The sequence below is a fragment of the Bradyrhizobium sp. I1.14.4 genome (genome assembly GCF_050435825.1).
Lineage (GTDB): Bacteria > Pseudomonadota > Alphaproteobacteria > Rhizobiales > Xanthobacteraceae > Bradyrhizobium.
This window is the reverse complement of the sequence record NZ_JBNDLA010000004.1, coordinates 364696-382448: the sequence shown is the minus strand read 5'-3', so window position 1 is coordinate 382448 and position 17753 is coordinate 364696. Positions and strand designations below refer to the sequence as shown.

The following is a 17753-nucleotide window of genomic DNA, read 5'->3' as shown; positions in this document are numbered from 1 at the left end:
GGTCGAGCCCGGGCATGACGTGAGGAGTTCGCCTGATGCAATTCTTCTCCTTCTGGCGGTCGCTGGCAAGCTTTCGGGTGCGGATCGCGCTCAACCTCAAGGGCGTTCCGGCCGACATCGTGTTCGTCGACATCGATGCGGACGCGCATCGCGCCGACGCCTATCGCAAGATCAATCCGCAGATGGCGCTGCCGGCGCTGGTGACCGACGACGGCACGGTGCTGTTCCAGTCGCTCGCGATCATCGACTACCTCGACGAGACTTTTCCGACCCCGCCGCTGCTGCCATCAGATACGCTCGGCCGCGCCCGGGTGCGCGGGCTGGCGCTGATCGTCGCCTGCGAGGGCCATCCGCTGCTGACGCCGCGGGTGCGCCGCTATCTCGATCGCGAACTCGATCTGCGCGACAGCCAGCAGAACGCCTGGCGGCGGCACTGGACGGTCGAGACGCTGGCGGCGCTCGAAGGTCATCTCGCCGGCCACAAGGCCACAGGCCCGTTCTGCCACGGCGATACGCCCACCCTCGCCGACATCTGCCTGGTCGGCCACGTCACGGCGGCGATCAACCAGCAGATCAGCCTGTCGCCGTGGCCGACCGTGAAGCGCATCCACGAGACCGCGATGGCGCTGCCGGCGTTCGCCACGGCGCATCCGTCTGCGCAACCGGATACGCCGGAAGCGATGCGGGCGAAGTAGTCGGATTCGAATGTCAAACGGCGTACTCGGTGTCATCACCCGCATGCGCGGGCGATGACAGGTGTGGGTGAGGACGCAGCTTCGCGTTCTCGCGACATGAATTGTCCGAGCTGTTTGCCGGCCAACTCGCCGTCCGGCGCTTTCGCGTGCCTCCTCTGCGCTATCGGCCTGCATCGGCCCTCCGGCGAATGCGATCGCTGACCGTCCGCGCGATCGCCGCCGGCGCCTCCTCGGGGATCGCGAAGCACGAGCTCGCATTGATCTCGCAGAGCACATATGTGTCGGCGCCGGCCGCATCGCGCGGACCATAGAGGAAATCCGCATCCCAGATCACGGGCAGCGACGCTGCATCGATTGTCAGCGCCGCCATCAATTGCGGAATCCATTCGTCCTCCATCAAGCTTCGCAGCGTCTGGAATTGCGGGGCATCGGGGCCGTGCATGATGCGAGGGCCGGGTTGAGCCTCCGGTGAATCCGGGCCTTCCGGAGGCGGCGGGATCAACGCCTTGATCAGCTGGTGCCCGAAGCCCGCGACCTTCGATCCGCTCACATAGCAACGGATCATGCCCTCGGGCAGGCGAGGCTGGAAAACCTGATCGATGATGCAGCCGCCCCATCCGAAATAGGGCTCGCAACGCGCCATGAAAACTTCCAGTGGCAGCTCCTCGGGCTGGCTGCCGCGCAACGCGTGGAGCACGCATACGGTCGCGTCTGCATTCGGCACGGCTTCCACCTTCCAGACGCCCTGCCCCCCATTGCCGCGGTTCTGCTTGAGGACGCGCGGACCGGCGGCGCGGAGGCGCGACGGGAATTCGGCGCGGAATGCATCGGCGGTGGCGTATTGATGCGTGTCGGCGCCCCAGCCCAGATGACGCGTGCGGCAGAGCACCTCCTTGACGCCCATCTTGAGGATGACATCGGGATGTGCGCTGACCCACGGCCCCTTTGTCGCGACCTCGCGCAGCAGCGGATCGAGAGCCGCCCGCGTCTTGCCTTGATGGATCGGATCGACCCAGACGAGAATACCGTCCACTGTCAGCAATTGGTCGCGGACGGTATCGGCGAATGTCTCATCATAGACGACGGGAAATGCCTCGATGCCCGAAGCGGCGAGCGCTTCGAAGACGCGGACGAAACGATTGTTCTGCGGAGTCGCCTCCCGACGCGACGCGGTATCTCCACGCCACAGGATAGCGATTTTGGAACGGCGAGTTGTGTGCTGTTCGGTGTCCATATGAAGCTCCACGACGGGGTTGAGTGTCGCGCAGAGCTTGGACCGAAGTCTCACGGGGAGTCTGCCGATCCCCGTGGGAACGACTCTAGTCAACCTCGCGCAGGTTTCAAGATGGAAGTGGGATGAAGTCGATCAGGCCATGATCCCGGATCACGCCATGATCCCGGATCACGCGGTGATCCCGTGCCACCCCAACCAGCCCGTGTAGAGACCGACGAGCACGATCAGCGCGGCCGACACGTAGGGGGCGCGATGGGCGAAGCGGCTGAAGCCGCCCCAATGACGCTCGACATGGCGAAGACTGAGCGCTGCCGCGACGCCGGCGGAGACCATGGTGATCGCAAGCCCGATGCCGAAGCAGAGCACCAGCGCGAAGCCGAGCCTGAACTGCTTGAGCTGGAGACAGAGCAGAAGCACGGTGATCGCGGCCGGACACGGAATGAGCCCGCCGGTCAGGCCGAACAGAATGATTTGCCACGTCGTAACGGCTCGTCCGGAAAAACGCTTGCGGATGTCGGCCGCATGCTCGCGCGCATGTGCATCGTCCGCGTCGCCGAGGTCCATATGTGCGTGGTCATGCTCCTCGAACAGGACTTCTGCCGTCTCCGCCCGCACCGACACCCGCGCCTTGAATGCATGCGGCTCGGGGATTTCATCGATGCTTTCCAGATAGCCGCTCCGTTCGGCGAAGCGAAAATGTTGCTCACTGCCGTCCGGCCGGATCGTCACGACGTCCACCTCGCCGGCCGCCGGAAGCGCCCCGGCTTCGCTTCGCAACCGCCAGCGCGGCGGCACGCCGTCCTCGAAGACCTCGAGCGACAGCGCATGCCCGGCCAAAGCCAATTGGCGGGTTTCGTCGTGATGATGGTGATCATGGCGATGATCGTGATGGTCGTATTCGAAATTCTGCTCGCGCCAGGTGCGCCAGGCCATCCAGGCTGCGACCGCGACGATGATCGCCGCCGACACCAGTTGCAGATAGGCTTCACTGCGTTCGCCGGACCATTGCTGGCCGAAATGAAGCCCCGCCAGCGCGACGATCCAGACGATGGCCGTATGCGAGATCGTGGCCGACAGACCGAGCAGCGCCGCCTGCAGCACCGTGCCGCGGATCGCGATGATGAAGGCCGCCATCATCGTCTTGGAGTGGCCGGGCTCGAGACCATGCAGTGCGCCGAGCAGGATCGCGCTGGGGATGAACAGCCATGCATGCGCGCTGCTCTGCTGGAGCAGTTGAGACAGATCGGTCATAGCTTTCACTTCAAGTAGGTACGAACCACGTCGATCAAGTCCGCCGCGCCCTGCGCTTTCTCGGGATCCTTTTCCCGGGCAGGATCCACGACATGATGGCGGATGTGATCCTCGAGCAGTTCCGCGGTCAGTCCGTTGATGGCACCGCGAACCGAGGCCACCAGCATTAGCACGTCGGCACAGCCGATCTCGGACTCCAGCGCGCGCTCGACGGCCTCCAACTGACCCTTGATGCGCCGAACCCGGCCGACGAGCTTGGACTTGTGCTTGATCGTGTGCGACATGCGCGTAATATAGGGGGGTACCCTATATTGGTCAACGGTGCTGTCGACCCGTCTTGGGCGGCACCCGGATATGGCGGGATTGAGATGTCAGCGTCGGGCGTTAGTTTTACTGCGTCACAGGCGCTTTTTTCCGCTGATCCTGAGAGGCTGTGAACGAGTCCACCGTCGTTGCGAGCGAAGCCATCCATCTGCCCGCAAACGCGGTTGGATGGATTGCTTCGTCGCTTCAGCGCAAAATTGCTCTGCAATTTTGTCGCGAGCTTCTTGCAATGACGATGAAAGCACAATCGTGACGCAGTAAGATCAGCCCATGCTTCCGGGCATGAAGCAGCGCGCCTTCGGATGACCATCTATGTAGTAGGGCCACACCATAGATCGGCCGGACAGGTTCGGACCGGACACGACGGCTTCGTTCGGAACATCGACCCACTCTCCATCGATGCGCACGCGATAATGGCCGTTCCTGGTTTCCCAATCGACGTCATCGACGTGCTGCGCCTCTGTGCCGTCGCAGCAGGGGCCCTTGGCGCTGTGCAAGCCCTCATACCAACCGTTCAATTCGGGGTGCTGATGATCGTGGGCGAGAGCGCCGCCGGTTGTTGTGGTGAATAGTGCAACAAGAGCAACAAGCGTTGCATGCCAACAATGACTATCCATCGATCGGCACAGCTCCCGTAGGATGCAGGCGGGAACGCGACACGTTTTCAGTATCGGCGTCTACCTGGGTTGATCCCTGTCACCGCGCAACTCGGGAACGAATTGTATGTTCCTATTCGCAAGTTCCCCGACGTGGAGAGGCGACCTATCGGCTTCGGCCAACTTGGGTTGGCGATTGAAGGGGCCAGCCCTGTTCCACGCTGCGCGATGAAGTTTTCGTGACTGTCGATCGGTGATTGCTGCGGGATTTGGCAAAGTTCGGTTGACAGCCGCGAGATCAGGGCTTTTGATGTGGCTACGGGGATGTGCGATCTCCCCGCGAGGCGACATGCCCAAGAATCGCGTCCTGTCACCAAGGGCGCATCATGTCATCATACACCTCGATCTCATCCGAAAAACTGTCTCGTCTCATCGGCACGGCCAAGGCGCCGACCCTCGTCGACGTTCGCCTCGATGAGGATTTCGCCGCCGATCCGCGCCTGATCCCGGGCGCTATCAGGCACTCCCATCTCGACATTCAGGACTGGGCTTCCCGCCTCACCGGCCAGTCCGTGGTCGTGATCTGCCAAAAGGGGCAGAAGCTCGCTGAAGGCACTGCTGCCTGGCTCCGCTGCGGCAACATTGCAGCCGAAGTTCTCGAAGGTGGGCACCTCGGTTGGAGGGAAGCGGAGCTTCCGACTGTTCCCGCCGACAGAATCCCGAAACGTGACGGGCGCGGCCGCACCGTCTGGGTGACGCGATCACGGCCGAAGATCGACCGTATCGCCTGTCCATGGCTGATCCGCCGCTTTGTCGATCCCGCGGCCGTCTTCCTGTTCGTCACCCCCGCGGAAGTCGAGGCCGTCGCCGAACGGTTCGATGCCACGGCGTTCGACATCGAGAACATATTCTGGAGCCATCGCGGCGAGCTCTGCACCTTCGACGTGATGGTCGAGGAATTTGGCCTCTCGACGCCGGCGCTGGAGCGACTCGCGACAATGGTGCGGGCCGCCGATACCGCGCGGCTCGAGCTTTCGCCGGAGGCGCCCGGTCTGCTCGCCGCCTCGCTCGGCCTGTCGCGCATGTTCGACGATGACCTCGAACAGTTGAGCGCCGGGCTTCTACTCTACGATGCCTTCTATCGATGGTGCCGCGATGCGACCAAGGAGACGCACAACTGGCCCACCAGCAAGGTGAAGCCATGACCGATGTCGCAACGACAGCAAAGGCGCGCGGACTGGAGCACGCGCACGGCATCTCGTTCAACGAGGCGCTGCTCGTCTGGATGCGCGTCGCAATCCTGAGCTTTGGCGGACCGGCCGGCCAGATCGCGGTGATGCACCGCATTCTGGTCGAGGAGAAGAACTGGATATCGGAGGGGCGTTTCCTCCACGCCCTCAACTACTGCATGCTGCTGCCGGGGCCGGAAGCGCAGCAGCTGGCGACCTATATCGGCTGGCTGCTGCATCGGACGCTCGGGGGCATCGTGGCGGGTGGGCTGTTCATCCTGCCCGGCATCTTCGCCATCATGGGCCTCAGCTACATCTACGCTTCCTATGGCAATGTCGGATTTTTCGAGGCGCTGTTCTTCGGCCTGAAGGCTGCGGTGCTGGCCATCGTCATCCAGGCTGTGGTGCGGGTCGGCAAGCGTGCGCTGCGCAACCGGGTGATGATCGCGCTCGCGGCCATTGCCTTTGTCGCGATCTTCTTCTTCGCCGTGCCGTTTCCGCTGATCATCGGAGCCGCCGCAATCGTCGGTTTCGTCGGCGCGCGCCTGGGCCGGCCGGAATTTGCGGCCATCGAGCATGGCGGGAAGAACTCCGCCGCGATCGACAGCATGCTCGGCGACGGGGTTCCGGATCACATCCGTCCCAACGCATCGCGCACCTTGCGGGTCGGCGCCCTCTGGCTCGCGCTTTGGCTGATTCCGGTGTTTGGACTTCTTGTCACCCTCGGCAGCAACGACGTGTTCAGCCAGATTGCGATCTTCTTCAGCAAGATGGCGATGGTGACGTTCGGCGGGGCCTACGCCGTGCTCGCCTATGTGGCGCAGCAGGCTGCGGAGTACTATCACTGGGTCAGTCCGCGCGAGATGCTGGACGGGCTCGGCATGGCCGAGACCACGCCCGGACCGCTCATCATGGTGGTTCAGTTCGTGGGCTTCATGGCTGCGTTCCGCGAGGCCAGTGGCCTGCCGCCGATGCTCGCTGCCGCGCTTGGCGGGCTGCTCGCGACGTGGGTGACCTTCACGCCGTGCTTCCTGTGGATCTTCGTCGGCGCGCCCTACATCGAAGCGCTGCGGGGCAACAAGGCGCTCGCCGGCGCGCTGTCGGCGATCACGGCCGCCGTGGTCGGCGTGATTCTCAATCTGTCGATCTGGTTCGCGCTGCACACGCTGTTCCGGCAAACCTTCCCGGTGCACGGGTTTGGCCTGTCGTTCGACGCACCGGTGCCGGCCAGCATCGATTGGCCGGCGCTTGCGCTGTCCATAGCCGCGGCTACCGCGATCTTCCGCTTCCATGCGGGGATGCTCGGCGTCCTCGCCGCGTCCTGCATCACGGGCGTGCTGCTGCGCCTGGCGGGCATCATCTGAGCGGAGCGGCGCGCGTCACGAGAACCTGGGGCAGCACAACACGACCAGGAGAACAACCATGCAGAAACGACGTCTCTCTCACCTGATGCTTGCGTTCGCAATCGCGGGCAGCGCGATGCCCGCTTATGCCCTGACGCAGGACGAGCTTGTCGCGAAACTTCAGGCCGCCGGCTACGCTGGCATCAGCGACGTCAAGTCGACGGCCGAAGGCATCACGGCAAAGGCCATGAAGAACGGCAAGCCTGTGAGACTCGTGATCGACAGCAGCGGTCAAGTCAAGGAGCGGGACTGAGGCCCCGTTTCCCGCCAGGCGGCCAAACCGAAGCAATGGAGTGACAATCATGATGAGAGCAACCGTGGCGCTGTGGATGGCCATATTGTGGCCAGGCGCAAGTCTCGCGGCACCAACCGGCCTCGTTGAGGAGCAGGAAACGGCTGTCGCAGTGCAGGCGGCGATCGTCCATGCGCCGGCGACCGAGACGCTGCGCGGCGTCGTCGACAGCGTCGATGAAGGCAGCGACACGCTTCTGATACGCCTGTCCCCGGGCGGGACCGAACCGTTCAAGGTTCAGGACGGCTTGATATTCAATGCCGTCCGCTTCGGCGATCCCGTTGAAATCTCGGTGCAGAACATCTCGGGATTCCGAACCATCGTCGGGCTCACGAAGGAATAGAGCCAAGGTTCTGACGTATCCAAATCAGCTACAAGGGAGCAATCCAATGCGAAACACGATTTCGGCGCTGATCGGCATCGGCGCCTGCCTCTTCGCGACCGGCGGACGCGCGCAAAGGATCGACTGGCAGGTGTTCACCGAGCCGTTCGTCTCGTCGGCTCATGCGCAGAGCGTCGACTGGCAAAAGGTCGATGACACGCTGGGCAGAAAGGCGGCCGTGTCAGGCGACGTACACCGCTACGGCTTTCCGCGGAGCGATCTCACGGTGACGCTTGACGGCGTCACCATCAAGCCGGCGCTGGCGCTCGGCGGATGGGTGGCCTTCAAGCCCATGCACGACGGCGTCATGGCGATGGGCGACCTGGTGCTGCTTGAATCCGAGATCAACCCGGTCATGCTCAAGATGATCGGAAATGGTCTGCAGATCACGGCAGTGCACAACCATCTGCTCGGCGCGAGCCCGGCCACCTTCTACATGCACGTCGCCGGGCACGGCGACCCGGTCAAGATCGCCACCGCGATCCGGGATGGGCTTGCCGAAAGCAAGACCCCACTCAAGGCCGCAGCGTCGACAACGCCGCCGCCGGCAATCGATCTCGATACCGCCCAGCTTGACCAGATCATCGGCGTCAAGGGCCAGGCCAATGGCGGTGTCTATCAGTTCAACGTGCCCCGGCGCGATCCGATCACCGAAGCGGGAATGGCGTTGAGCCCGGTCGGCCCGATGGGCGTCGCCATCGGCATCAATTTCCAGCCGACCGGCGGCGGCAAGGCAGCCATTACCGGCGATTTCGTGCTCACCAATGACGAGGTTAACCCGGTGATCATGGCGCTGCGAACGCACGGCATCGACGTCACCGCTCTCCACAGCCACATGCTGGACGAGCAGCCGCGGCTGTTCTTCATGCATTTCTGGGCCAATGACGATGCCATCAAGCTGGCCAAGGGTTTGCGCGCCGCGCTTGATAAGACTGCGAGCACAAAAAGCTGACGTGCAAGGAACGGGGCACAAGATGACGCGAATCTTCGCAATTGTACTTGTTGCGCTGATTGGGCTCTGTGGCTCCTACGTTGCGCTACATGCGGAGCAGCCAAATTGCAAGGTGTGTGCCGAGCAACGAGTTGCCTGCATGAAGAACTATGCGGGACCAGCGTGCAGGACCGAATACCAGATGTGCGTTAAATCCTGCAAAAAGTAGGGAGCGCCAATTGAGCGATCTACGCATGAAGCGCCTGATCGCGGCACTCGCCGTCGGCATCGGGGGCGCGGGGAAACAATTCTCGACTGTTCGGAATATCTCGTAGCGCGCGGCAATATGGCGAGTCGACCGGAAAGGAGACGGACATGCCACGTCAGCTTCGGATAGCAGCGGTATTGACGAGCCTCCTGATCCTGGCCGACACCGCGGCTCTCGCGCAATCGGCCGAGAATCGTCCCCTGCAACTCGAAGCCAAGATCTTGCTTGGCGACGTGCGGGGCCGCATCGATCACATGGCGATCGACTTGAAGCGGCAACGCCTGTTCGTTGCCGAGCTTGGTAACGATAGTTTAGGCGTTGTTGATCTCGCCAGTCGCAGCCTGATTCGCACAATCACCGGTCTCAATGAGCCGCAGGGCGTCGGCTACGAGCCGTCGACCGACACGCTCTATGTTGCCAATGCCCGCGATGGTTCGGTCAAGCTGTTCGACGGAAACGCTTACAAGGCAACGGGGACAATCGACCTTGGCAGTGATGCCGACAACGTCCGGGTTGATGCAGTGGCCGGCCGCGTCGTCATCGGCTATGGGGAAGGTGGACTGGCAATGGTCGATCCTTCAAGCCGCAACAGAACCCAGAATGTGGCGCTGAAAGCGCATCCGGAAAGTTTCCAGATCGACGCGAACACGGGTCGAATCTTTGTCAACCTGCCTGATGCTCATGCGGTGGCGATCGTTGACGAGAGATCGGGAAACGCTATTGCGAGTTGGCCGATGGACAAGAGCGGCAATTTTGCGATGGCACTGGATCACGACCGAGGTCGAGTGCTCGTCGCGTTCCGCAACCCGCCCGAGCTAGCCATTTTTTCCATGGCGGACGGAAAATCTCTCTGGAAGGCTGAAACGTGCGGCGACGTCGACGACATCTTTGTCGACCCCAAGCGTGCGCGAGCGTACGTCAGTTGTGGAGCGGGCTTCATCGACGTGTTCGAGGCAGCCGGAACGGATTATCGCCACTTGGCGCGCGTCCCGACGTCAGCAGGCGCGCGCACCTCGTTCTACGTGCCGGAATTGGATCGTCTACTGGTGGCCGTCCGGGCTGGCCTCGCCAGGCCTGCGGCCATCTGGGTGTTCAAGCCGACGCCTTGAGGATCGATTGTCGGGAGGTGCACATGCGTGCAAAATGCCGACGTTTGCGAAATCCGCCACAGCTGCTCGTTATGATCCCAGCAATCGCGGCAAATCTGCTCACGTGGATTGACCCCGCGCAAGCTTATCGTCCCTTCGACGGCACCGATGCCGCCGTCGCAAAAAAGGGCGAAATGGAGATCGAATTGCAACCAGCTGGACGTTTGCACGACGCGAGCGGAACAAGTCTTGTCGCGCCAGCCACTGTCATCAACTACGGCCTGACTGACGATTGGGAGGCCGTGCTCGAAGGTCAAGGGCAGACGCCGCTTTCGCCGCCAGGCCCTACGAGCCTGACGGCAGCGGGAGCGTTTCTGAAGCATGTGCTTGTACCCGGCAGCCTGCAGGACAAAACCGGCCCAAGCATCGCAACCGAATTTGGCGTCCTTGTTCCGGATAGCACTGGCAATTCCGGTGTCGGTGCGAGCCTGGCTGGCATCGTCTCACAGCGCTGGGATTGGGGTACGATTCACCTCAACGCGGAGACTGCTCTCACGCGAGACCATCATGGCGATCTCTTCCTCAGCGCCATCGTCGAAGGACCGTCAAAATGGACCGTTCGCCCGGTCGCCGAGATTTTCTACGAAAACGAGTTCGGAAAGCAGGAGACGTTCTCGGGCCTGGTAGGGCTGATTTACCGCGTGAGCGACGATATCAGCTTCGATGTTGCGGTTCGTCACGCACTCACGGGCGGGCACCCGGTCAACGAAATTCGCGCGGGCGTAACCTTCGGATTTCCGCTTTCTCTTTTCGAAGATCACGCTACGCAACACCAGGCCTCGCAAATTTTGCCTCGATAGCTAGTGATCCGGATTGGCGGGGTGCGCGCGCCAGTCCTGGCCGACAGTTTCGTGATCCTTGTTCACTTCGGCGCGGCCGGGTTTATTGTCCTCACCTCCCTGAGCCTTCCAATCGCGCCCGATCTTCACGTCTTCTGCGCGGCTGCGATCCCGTCCACGGGCCTGGTCGGCTTGCTGCGGCGTTTGTGCCTGTTCGATGGGAGCGGATTGCGCCTGCGCGGCGCTCACGATTCCGTCTGTCGCGAACGCGAGAACCAGTACCGAGATAGTCAACAATAATGACGGAGAGACAAAGCTTCTCATAGGTTCCTCCTTCGCTCTCGAACTAAGTGCCAACTCTTGGTTAGGACCTTTGTTCGGAAAACAAGCCTGCTTCTGTATCCGCAAAGCTGTTGGAACCAAGAAGTCGCATGGAACAGCATTCCCGCGCCGCGCTTGTCGTCTGGCGTTGTCCTGGGCCGCAAGCCCCCATGCATGGAGTCCAATAGGTGCTGAAGCTGTACAGGTCGACGACCTCTGATTGGCGGAGCATCGGCGCCGAATTGCCGTCCGACATCATCTGGATCGATCTGCTCGATCCCGCCGAAGACGAAAAGCGGTTCGTCGAGCGTGTGCTCGACATCCGCGTCCCCACTGAACGATCTCTGGGCGAGATCGAGGCGTCCAGCCGGCTGATCACCGATCATGACCGGCTCTATCTGAGCTCGCCGGCGGTGCGGCTCGACGACAACAACGAAGCCGAGATCACCAATATCGGCTTCGTGATCGGCCCAAAGGTGCTGGTGACGGTGCGGTTTGCGCAGCTGACCACGTTCGACGACGTCATGAAGCGGATCGACACCGACAAGAGCCTGCAGAACGGCACGTGCGTGTTCACCGCACTGCTCGAGGCCATGGTCGATCGCGGCGCCGACGTGCTGGAGCACCTTGGCGCCAAGACCGACCAGCTGTCGCGGAGCGTCTTCAAGGGCGGCCTGGTGCGGAGCAAGCGTCCGGTGCGTTCCAGCCGCAGGCTTCGTGAAGCGCTCGAGAATGTCGGCGAGCTGGCCGATCGCCTGGCGAAAGCGCGCGACGTCCTGCTCGGCGTCGGCCGGGTCGCGAGCTTCGCCGACGATGTCGGAAATGAATGGATCACGTCGGCATCGAAGCGGCGGCTCGAGGCGGTGTCCAAGGATGTCGCCTCGCTCGGCGATTACGAGACCCGGCTGTCGGACAAGATCCAGCTGCTGCTCGACGCCGTGCTCGGCTTCATCAACATTCAGCAGAACGACCTGTTCAAGATCCTGACCATCGTATCGGTCGTCGGCGTTCCCCCGACCATCCTGGTCGGGGTCTGGGGCATGAATTTCAAGGTGATGCCGGAGCTCGGCTGGACGTTTGGGTATCCTTTGGCCTGGGCCGCGATCATCGCCAGCGGCATCCTGCCGGTGCTCTGGTTCAAGCGGCACGGCTGGTTCGATTAGGTGGACAGGCGAAGTTGAAACACCGCCGCGTGATCGGCGTTGAGAGCTTGCCTGCGGCTCTCTAAATCAGGACCTGCTCCACCCGCCCTGCGGCGCTGTCATTCCCCCACCGAAGAGTTCAGCCTATGCGACCCCACATCATCTGCCACATGGGCACGTCGATCGACGGCCGGCTTCATCCCAGCCGCTTCACCAAGGCCGCCGCCGGCATCCCGGCCGACGTGCTGCGCTCCCACTATGAAAGGATCCATGACGCCTTTGATGCTGATGGATGGATTATCGGCCGGGTGACCATGAACGAGATGGCGAAGGGATCGGAGCGGCATATCGCCAATGCGCCGAGGCTGCCGCGCGAGGCGCATCTCGGCAACCGTAACGGCCGCAAGCTCGCTGTCGGCATCGATCCGTCGGGCCGCGTGCATTTCGGCAAGGACAATGTCGGCGGCGATCACGCCGTCGCAGTGCTCGGCGAACAGGTCTCCGATAGCCATCTCGCCGAACTGCGCGAGGACGACGCATCCTATATCTTTGCCGGCGCGAAGGGCGACGATCTGGCGGGTGCGATGGCACAGCTTGCGTCGCTGTTCGGCGCCAGGACGCTGCTGCTCGAAGGCGGCGGCGGAATCAACGGCGCCTTCCTCAAGCATGGGCTGATCGACGAATTCAGCACATTGATCTTTCCTGCGGTCGACGGCATCGCGGGATCGCAAAGCATCGTCGACTACCACGGCCCGGAGGGCGACCGCCCCGGCGCCGGACAATCGCTGCGGCTCACGCATTGCGAGACCCTGGAAGGCGGTATGGTCTGGCTGCGTCACGCGGTCGAGCGCGCGCCGGATTGAGTCGCCTACGGCTGGGGACTCTCGACCCAGCCGCTCCTGCACGCGGCGACGAAGAACGCGACGCCGCGGGCCACATGCGCATCGATCTCGGGGTCGAGCGCCTTCAGGTCGACCTCGAACAATGCCCGGAACAGCATCGGCACGGCGATGATGTCGAGGAACAGGCGCGCCGTGGTCGCAAGATGCTCCGGTGCAAAGGCCGGCAGCTTGCCGAGCTCGTCGGATTGCGTCAGGTCGCGCAGCAGGTGAATCCCGAGCTCGGTGCTGAGCGCACGCGCCCTGCGGTTGACGGTGGCGGCGAGATCCGGGAAGCGGTGCGCCTCCGCGATGGCGAGCCGCATCAGGCCGATCCGGTCGGCGTCAAAACCCCAATGCAGCAGGGTCGAAGCAACGCTGGTGAGGCGCTCCTCCACCGTCGCGCCCACCGGCGCGTCCGCCTTGAACTCCGCGATCCGTGACAGGATGTCCCGCGTCACCACCTCGGTGAACAGCGCCCGCTTGTCGCGGAAGCGCGCATAGATCGTGCGCTTGCCGGAGCGCGCTACTTCGGCGATCTCGTCGATGCTCGCACCCTCGAACCCGCGCTGCAGGAAGATCCTGCGCGCCGCATCGAGAATGCGCGCATCGACCTCACCGGCCAATTCCTTCGGCGGCCGGCCGGCGCGCACCTCGACCGGCCTGGTCGCAGGCTTGGTCCTGGGCGCCCGCGGCGTCTTCAGGGTACTAGTGGTCATCGCCTTGACCCGGGTTCCATGGGCCGGTCGGGCCGGCAACATCAGGCAATATAGCCCTATCACATCTAGTTGTAAATAGAACGATACAGTTCCGTTCCTATTGACGCGGCGCGCAGCCGGGACTATTTGCCGCACAGAACGGAACGGTATCGTTCCCTTTTGCGACGGCCATGCAGACCTCGCTCAACTGCAGGAGCAGCTATCAATGTTCGAAGACACTGTTTTGGAGCGCGACCAGCCAGGGCACGAGCGCATCGAGGACTCGCCCGCAGATCCGGCCTCCCATGAGCCCACCATCAAGTCCGACAAACCTGAGGTCACCGCAAAGGGTCCTGCGCCGGAGCGTCCCGTCGGCAAGGAGCCCGCCCCGCCGCAACTCGTCCCGCCGGAGGTCGCCGGCAAGGCACAAAGGCACGGCTTCCTGCGCCGCCGTCCGGTCGTCTCCGCGATCGGCGCCGTGCTGCTCGCCGCCGCGATCGGTGGCGGCTACCTCTATATGGACTACGCGGAGCACTTCGAATCCACCGACGACGCCTTCATCGCGGCGCGGCAGTCCGCGCTGGCACCCAAGATCTCCGGCTACATCACCGCGGTTCCGGTCACCGACAACCAGCATGTCTCCACCGGCGACGTGATCGCCCGTCTCGACGACCGCGACTATCGCGTCGCGCTGGCGCAGGCCGAGGCGCAGGTCGCGGCGGCGCGCGCCAGCATCGAGAACGTCGATGCACAGCTCGACGTGCAGCAGGCGCAGATTGCCGCCAACCAGGCCCAGGTGGATCAGGCGCAGGCGGCGCTGACGTTCGCCCAGCAGCAAGCGACGCGCTACCAGCATCTGGAGCAAACCGGCTACGGCACGGTGCAGAATTCCGAGCAGTACACCTCGCAACTGCATCAGCAGCAGGCGTCTCTCCTGAGCGCGCAGGCGACGCTGAACCTCGCGCAGCGCCAGATCGAGTCGCTGAAGGCGCAGCGCAAGAGCGCGGTCGCGAACCTCGCCCAGGCCGAGGCGCAGCGCGACCAGGCGCAACTCAATCTGTCCTACACAACGGTCACCGCCGCCCAACCGGGCCGCGTCGTCAACCTGTCGGCCGCGGTCGGCCAGTTCGCGCAAGCCGGCACCAATCTGACGATGTTCGTGCCTGACCAGATCTGGGTCACCGCGAACTTCAAGGAGATCCAGCTCGACCGGATGCGGCCGGGCGAGGAGGTGACGCTGAAGATCGACGCCTATCCCGGCCGCACGATCCAGGGCCATGTCGAGAGCGTGCAGCCCGGCTCCGGCACCGCGTTCTCTCTGTTGCCGGCGCAGAACGCCACCGGCAACTACGTCAAGATCGTGCAGCGCGTGCCGGTGAAGATCGTGATGGACAACCCGCCGGCCGACGTCGCGCTCGGACCGGGCATGTCCGTGGTGCCGACGGTGCGGATCAATGCCGCACCCTCGCTGCTCGAGCGCCTTGAGAAGCTGAGTGTTGGAAAGCTGGATCTCGGGAGGCTGTGATGAGTGCGGCAGCGACCGACGCCAAAGGTATCCCGGCTCCGAGCATCACCGTCAATCCCTGGCTGATCGCCATCGTGGTTGCGCTCGCAAGCTTCATGGAGGTGCTCGACACCACCATCGCCAACGTGGCACTGCCCTATATCGCCGGTGGCATGGGGGTGAGCGAGGATGAGGCCTCCTGGGTGGTCACCAGCTATCTGGTGTCCAACGCCATTATCCTGACCGCCTCCAGCTTTCTCGCCAGAATGCTGGGGCGCAAGCGGTTCTTCCTGATCTGCCTCGGCATCTTCACCGTCAGCTCGATCCTGTGCGGCTTCGCCCCTAATCTGAACGCGCTGCTGCTGTTTCGAATCCTGCAGGGTCTCGGCGGCGGTGGCATGGTCCCGGTCGCACAGTCGATCCTCGCGGACGCATTCCCGCCGGCCAAGCGCGGCCAGGCCTTTGCGGTGTTCGGCATCGCCGTGGTGGTGGCGCCGGTGGTCGGGCCGACGCTCGGCGGCTGGCTGTCCGACAATCTCTCCTGGCACTGGTGCTTCCTGATCAACGCCCCGGTCGGCGCGTTTGCGACCGCCTTGATCGCCGCGGTGCTGAAGGAGCCTGCGACCACGCAAGCCAAGAGCGAGCCGCAGCAGCCCAACGGGTTCGACTTCATCGGCTTCGCGCTGGTGGCGACCTTCCTCGGCGCGCTCGAGGTGATGCTTGACCGCGGCCTGGAAGACGACTGGTTCGCCTCGCCCTTCATCGTCACCTTTGCGGTGATCTGCGGTGCGGCATTTGTGCTGATGATCCCGTGGGAGATGACCCGCCGCAATCCCATGATCGACCTGCGCATGGTGGCGACGCGGCAATTCGGCGCCTGCTTCCTGGTGATGCTTGCGACCGGCGCGATCTTGCTCGCGACCACCCAATTCCTGCCGCAGCTGGTGCAGCAGGATTTCGGCTACACCGCGACCTGGGCCGGCCTCGTGCTCTCGCCCGGCGGCGTGGTCACCATGCTGATGATGTTCGTGGTCGGCCGCCTCGCCGCCAAGGTGCAGCCCAAATACCTGATCGTCGCCGGCGCGCTGGTGATTGCCGCCTCGATGTACAGCATGACCAACGTGTATGGCGATCTCGGCTTCTGGTTCATGGCGCGCTCGCGCATGCTGATCGGCGTCGGCCTGCCCTTGATCTTTGTGCCGATCATGGCGGCGTCCTATGATGGCATTCCGCCTGACAGGACCGACCAGGCCTCCGCGCTGATCAACGCGGCGCGCAACACCGGCGGCTCGATCGGGGTCTCGATCGTCTCCAACGTGCTGACGCATCGCCAGCAATTTCATCAGAGCCGGTTGGTCGAGCAGCTGACGCCATCAAGCCCGCAATATCAGGACACGCTGCACCAGATCACCGACTTCTTCGTCGCCCAGGGCAATTCACTGGCGCAGGCGCATCAACAGGCGATCCAGTGGATCGGACAGCAGGTGCAGACCCAGGCCTCCTTCCTGTCCTACATGGATGCGTTCTGGGTCTTGATGCTGATCTCGCTGTCGGCGATCCCGCTGGCGCTGACCTTGCGCAAGGTCAAGCTTGGCGGACCCGCACCTGTCGGTCATTGACGGGATGCGGAGGTCAACTGCGATACGCCCGCGCCACGGATCGGCGCGGGCGTATTGACTCGGGATCGTCTCGTTGCCGATCAAATGCCGCGCGTGGCGGCAACGATCGTGTCTCTCAGCCAGCGATGTGCCGGCAGATCGTCAAAGCGGCGGTGCCAGCTCATGACGCTCTGCAGCTTCGATGCATCGAACGGCAGCTCCCGCATCTCGATCGGATAGGCGCGGCGGAATTCGAGCGCGAGCTTGCGCCCCAGGATCGCGACCATATTCGACTGCACCAGGACCGCGCCGGCGGACAGATACGGGACATCGGACGCAATGGTACGGCTCGCCTTGCGCGCCCGCAGCCAGGCGTCGATGAAATCCAGATTTTCGCCGCTGGAGGTGATCGCAAGGTGCGGCAGTTCGACCAGCGTCTCGCCGGTCAGCTTCTTGCGCAAGGCCGGATGACCGGTCCTCAGCACCGCGACAAAGCGGTCCTCGATCAACCGGCCGGAGGCGAAGCGCTCGCCCTCCAGCGCTCGGGCGGAGATCGCGAGATCGAGTTCGCCGCGATCGATCCTGTCGGGGAGATTCAACGTCCCGCTCGGCAGCAGCGTCAGCCGCACCCTGGGCGCCTGCGCGCGCACCGCCGCGATGATCGAGCCGGCCGCAACCACCGCGGCATAATTGTTGACGGCAATGGTGAAGCGCCGTTCCGCCTGCACCGGATCGAAGCGATCCCCCTCGACCGCGAGTTGCAACTCGTTGAGCGCCTTGCGGACCGGCAGCGCCAGCGCTTCCGCCCGCGGCGTCGGCAGCATGCCGGACGGCGTACGGACGAACAGCTTGTCTTTCAGCGCATGACGCAGCCGGTTCAGCGCATGGCTCACGGCAGGCTGGCTGATGGCAAGCGCGCCGGCCGCGCGCACCACACTGCGCTCGCGCATGACGGCGTCGAACACCAGCAGGAGGTTGAGATCGAGATTGCGCATCCGCATGCCGTCATCATGCACAATATGAATTAGTGGATAAAGACAATTCATTTGAATAATATAGCGCCGAGGCCCAGCTTCCGGG

At 63.4% G+C, this 17753-nt stretch carries 19 protein-coding genes; 12 read left to right on the top strand and 7 right to left on the bottom strand.

Features of this window, described 5'->3' with window-relative positions:
- The first annotated feature begins 35 nt into the window (after positions 1–35).
- A complete protein-coding gene (maiA, locus tag ABIB78_RS11625; RefSeq protein ID WP_429024376.1) occupies positions 36–695 on the top strand; it encodes a maleylacetoacetate isomerase in 660 nt (219 codons plus the stop codon).
- A gap of 160 nt (positions 696–855) precedes the next feature.
- On the opposite strand, the gene ABIB78_RS11620 is transcribed toward maiA, so the two are convergent.
- The 4 genes from ABIB78_RS11620 to ABIB78_RS11605 form a co-directional block, all read right to left on the bottom strand.
- The gene (locus ABIB78_RS11620; RefSeq protein ID WP_429024375.1) at positions 856–1929 is read right to left on the bottom strand and encodes a Cj0069 family protein; all 1074 of its coding nucleotides are present in this window, start codon (positions 1927–1929) and stop codon (positions 856–858) included.
- 168 nt (positions 1930–2097) lie between these two features.
- Positions 2098–3180, bottom strand: coding sequence for a nickel/cobalt efflux transporter (locus tag ABIB78_RS11615; protein ID WP_429024374.1), 1083 nt, complete (start codon positions 3178–3180; stop codon positions 2098–2100).
- Between the two features lie 5 nt (positions 3181–3185).
- The gene (locus tag ABIB78_RS11610; protein ID WP_016847064.1) at positions 3186–3464 is read right to left on the bottom strand and encodes a metal/formaldehyde-sensitive transcriptional repressor; all 279 of its coding nucleotides are present in this window, start codon (positions 3462–3464) and stop codon (positions 3186–3188) included.
- Positions 3465–3767: 303 nt separating this feature from the next.
- Positions 3768–4022, bottom strand: coding sequence for a hypothetical protein (locus ABIB78_RS11605; protein ID WP_429024373.1), 255 nt, complete (start codon positions 4020–4022; stop codon positions 3768–3770).
- Positions 4023–4486: 464 nt separating this feature from the next.
- On the opposite strand from ABIB78_RS11605, the gene ABIB78_RS11600 reads away from it, so the two are divergent.
- The 7 genes from ABIB78_RS11600 to ABIB78_RS11570 all read left to right on the top strand — a co-directional run bounded on the left by ABIB78_RS11600 (position 4487) and on the right by ABIB78_RS11570 (position 10553).
- Positions 4487–5305 carry a chromate resistance protein ChrB domain-containing protein gene (locus ABIB78_RS11600; RefSeq protein ID WP_429024372.1) on the top strand — a complete coding sequence of 273 codons (819 nt, stop codon included), beginning with the start codon at positions 4487–4489 and terminating at the stop codon, positions 5303–5305.
- Positions 5302–6693, top strand: a complete 1392-nt coding sequence (chrA, locus tag ABIB78_RS11595) for a chromate efflux transporter (RefSeq protein WP_429024371.1) — start codon at positions 5302–5304, stop codon at positions 6691–6693. Before ABIB78_RS11600 ends, chrA begins: the two co-directional genes overlap by 4 nt.
- 58 nt (positions 6694–6751) lie before the next feature.
- Positions 6752–6985 (top strand): hypothetical protein, encoded by a 234-nt coding sequence (locus tag ABIB78_RS11590; protein WP_429024370.1) that lies wholly within the window; start codon positions 6752–6754, stop codon positions 6983–6985.
- Between the two features lie 64 nt (positions 6986–7049).
- Positions 7050–7367, top strand: coding sequence for a hypothetical protein (locus ABIB78_RS11585; protein WP_429024369.1), 318 nt, complete (start codon positions 7050–7052; stop codon positions 7365–7367).
- Between the two features lie 46 nt (positions 7368–7413).
- Entirely contained in the window at positions 7414–8358 is a 945-nt protein-coding gene (locus ABIB78_RS11580; RefSeq protein WP_429024368.1) for a DUF1259 domain-containing protein, read from the top strand.
- 354 nt (positions 8359–8712) lie between these two features.
- Positions 8713–9714: a YncE family protein gene (locus tag ABIB78_RS11575; protein ID WP_429024367.1), complete on the top strand. Its 1002-nt coding sequence runs from the start codon at positions 8713–8715 to the stop codon at positions 9712–9714.
- A 23-nt stretch (positions 9715–9737) separates the two neighbouring features.
- Positions 9738–10553 carry a hypothetical protein gene (locus tag ABIB78_RS11570; RefSeq protein WP_429024366.1) on the top strand — a complete coding sequence of 272 codons (816 nt, stop codon included), beginning with the start codon at positions 9738–9740 and terminating at the stop codon, positions 10551–10553.
- Here the strand turns inward: ABIB78_RS11570 and ABIB78_RS11565 are convergent, their stop codons facing one another.
- On the bottom strand, positions 10554–10856 hold the full coding sequence (locus ABIB78_RS11565) for a hypothetical protein (RefSeq protein ID WP_429024365.1): 303 nt from the start codon (positions 10854–10856) through the stop codon (positions 10554–10556).
- A 185-nt stretch (positions 10857–11041) separates the two neighbouring features.
- Between ABIB78_RS11565 and ABIB78_RS11560 the strand changes: the two genes are divergently transcribed.
- A complete protein-coding gene (locus ABIB78_RS11560; protein WP_429024364.1) occupies positions 11042–12016 on the top strand; it encodes a magnesium transporter CorA family protein in 975 nt (324 codons plus the stop codon).
- Between the two features lie 125 nt (positions 12017–12141).
- Positions 12142–12858, top strand: a complete 717-nt coding sequence (locus ABIB78_RS11555; protein ID WP_429024363.1) for a dihydrofolate reductase family protein — start codon at positions 12142–12144, stop codon at positions 12856–12858.
- Between the two features lie 5 nt (positions 12859–12863).
- Here the strand turns inward: ABIB78_RS11555 and ABIB78_RS11550 are convergent, their stop codons facing one another.
- Positions 12864–13592, bottom strand: a complete 729-nt coding sequence (locus tag ABIB78_RS11550; RefSeq protein ID WP_429024362.1) for a TetR/AcrR family transcriptional regulator — start codon at positions 13590–13592, stop codon at positions 12864–12866.
- Between the two features lie 205 nt (positions 13593–13797).
- Between ABIB78_RS11550 and ABIB78_RS11545 the strand changes: the two genes are divergently transcribed.
- Both ABIB78_RS11545 and ABIB78_RS11540 read left to right on the top strand, forming a co-directional pair.
- Positions 13798–15096: an HlyD family secretion protein gene (locus ABIB78_RS11545; RefSeq protein WP_429024361.1), complete on the top strand. Its 1299-nt coding sequence runs from the start codon at positions 13798–13800 to the stop codon at positions 15094–15096.
- Positions 15096–16694 (top strand): DHA2 family efflux MFS transporter permease subunit, encoded by a 1599-nt coding sequence (locus ABIB78_RS11540; RefSeq protein ID WP_429024360.1) that lies wholly within the window; start codon positions 15096–15098, stop codon positions 16692–16694. The genes ABIB78_RS11545 and ABIB78_RS11540 overlap by 1 nt, the downstream gene beginning before the upstream one ends.
- 80 nt (positions 16695–16774) lie before the next feature.
- Here ABIB78_RS11540 and ABIB78_RS11535 read toward each other — a convergent pair whose 3' ends face one another.
- Entirely contained in the window at positions 16775–17674 is a 900-nt protein-coding gene (locus ABIB78_RS11535) for a LysR family transcriptional regulator (protein WP_429024359.1), read from the bottom strand.
- Positions 17675–17753 lie beyond the last annotated feature (79 nt).

Bases quoted from the DNA above. Each gene is read 5' to 3' on its own strand.
- ABIB78_RS11620 (WP_429024375.1), bottom strand. From the start codon at position 1,929: ATGGACACCGAACAGCACACAACTCGCCGTTCCAAAATCGCTATCCTG.
- ABIB78_RS11615 (WP_429024374.1), bottom strand. From the start codon at position 3,180: ATGACCGATCTGTCTCAACTGCTCCAGCAGAGCAGCGCGCATGCATGG.
- ABIB78_RS11575 (WP_429024367.1), top strand. From the start codon at position 8,713: ATGCCACGTCAGCTTCGGATAGCAGCGGTATTGACGAGCCTCCTGATC.
- ABIB78_RS11590 (WP_429024370.1), top strand. From the start codon at position 6,752: ATGCAGAAACGACGTCTCTCTCACCTGATGCTTGCGTTCGCAATCGCG.
- ABIB78_RS11565 (WP_429024365.1), bottom strand. From the start codon at position 10,856: ATGAGAAGCTTTGTCTCTCCGTCATTATTGTTGACTATCTCGGTACTG.
- ABIB78_RS11550 (WP_429024362.1), bottom strand. From the start codon at position 13,592: ATGACCACTAGTACCCTGAAGACGCCGCGGGCGCCCAGGACCAAGCCT.
- ABIB78_RS11555 (WP_429024363.1), top strand. From the start codon at position 12,142: ATGCGACCCCACATCATCTGCCACATGGGCACGTCGATCGACGGCCGG.
- ABIB78_RS11610 (WP_016847064.1), bottom strand. From the start codon at position 3,464: ATGTCGCACACGATCAAGCACAAGTCCAAGCTCGTCGGCCGGGTTCGG.
- ABIB78_RS11545 (WP_429024361.1), top strand. From the start codon at position 13,798: ATGTTCGAAGACACTGTTTTGGAGCGCGACCAGCCAGGGCACGAGCGC.
- ABIB78_RS11535 (WP_429024359.1), bottom strand. From the start codon at position 17,674: ATGCGGATGCGCAATCTCGATCTCAACCTCCTGCTGGTGTTCGACGCC.
- ABIB78_RS11580 (WP_429024368.1), top strand. From the start codon at position 7,414: ATGCGAAACACGATTTCGGCGCTGATCGGCATCGGCGCCTGCCTCTTC.
- maiA (WP_429024376.1), top strand. From the start codon at position 36: ATGCAATTCTTCTCCTTCTGGCGGTCGCTGGCAAGCTTTCGGGTGCGG.
- ABIB78_RS11570 (WP_429024366.1), top strand. From the start codon at position 9,738: ATGCGTGCAAAATGCCGACGTTTGCGAAATCCGCCACAGCTGCTCGTT.
- ABIB78_RS11600 (WP_429024372.1), top strand. From the start codon at position 4,487: ATGTCATCATACACCTCGATCTCATCCGAAAAACTGTCTCGTCTCATC.
- ABIB78_RS11540 (WP_429024360.1), top strand. From the start codon at position 15,096: ATGAGTGCGGCAGCGACCGACGCCAAAGGTATCCCGGCTCCGAGCATC.
- chrA (WP_429024371.1), top strand. From the start codon at position 5,302: ATGACCGATGTCGCAACGACAGCAAAGGCGCGCGGACTGGAGCACGCG.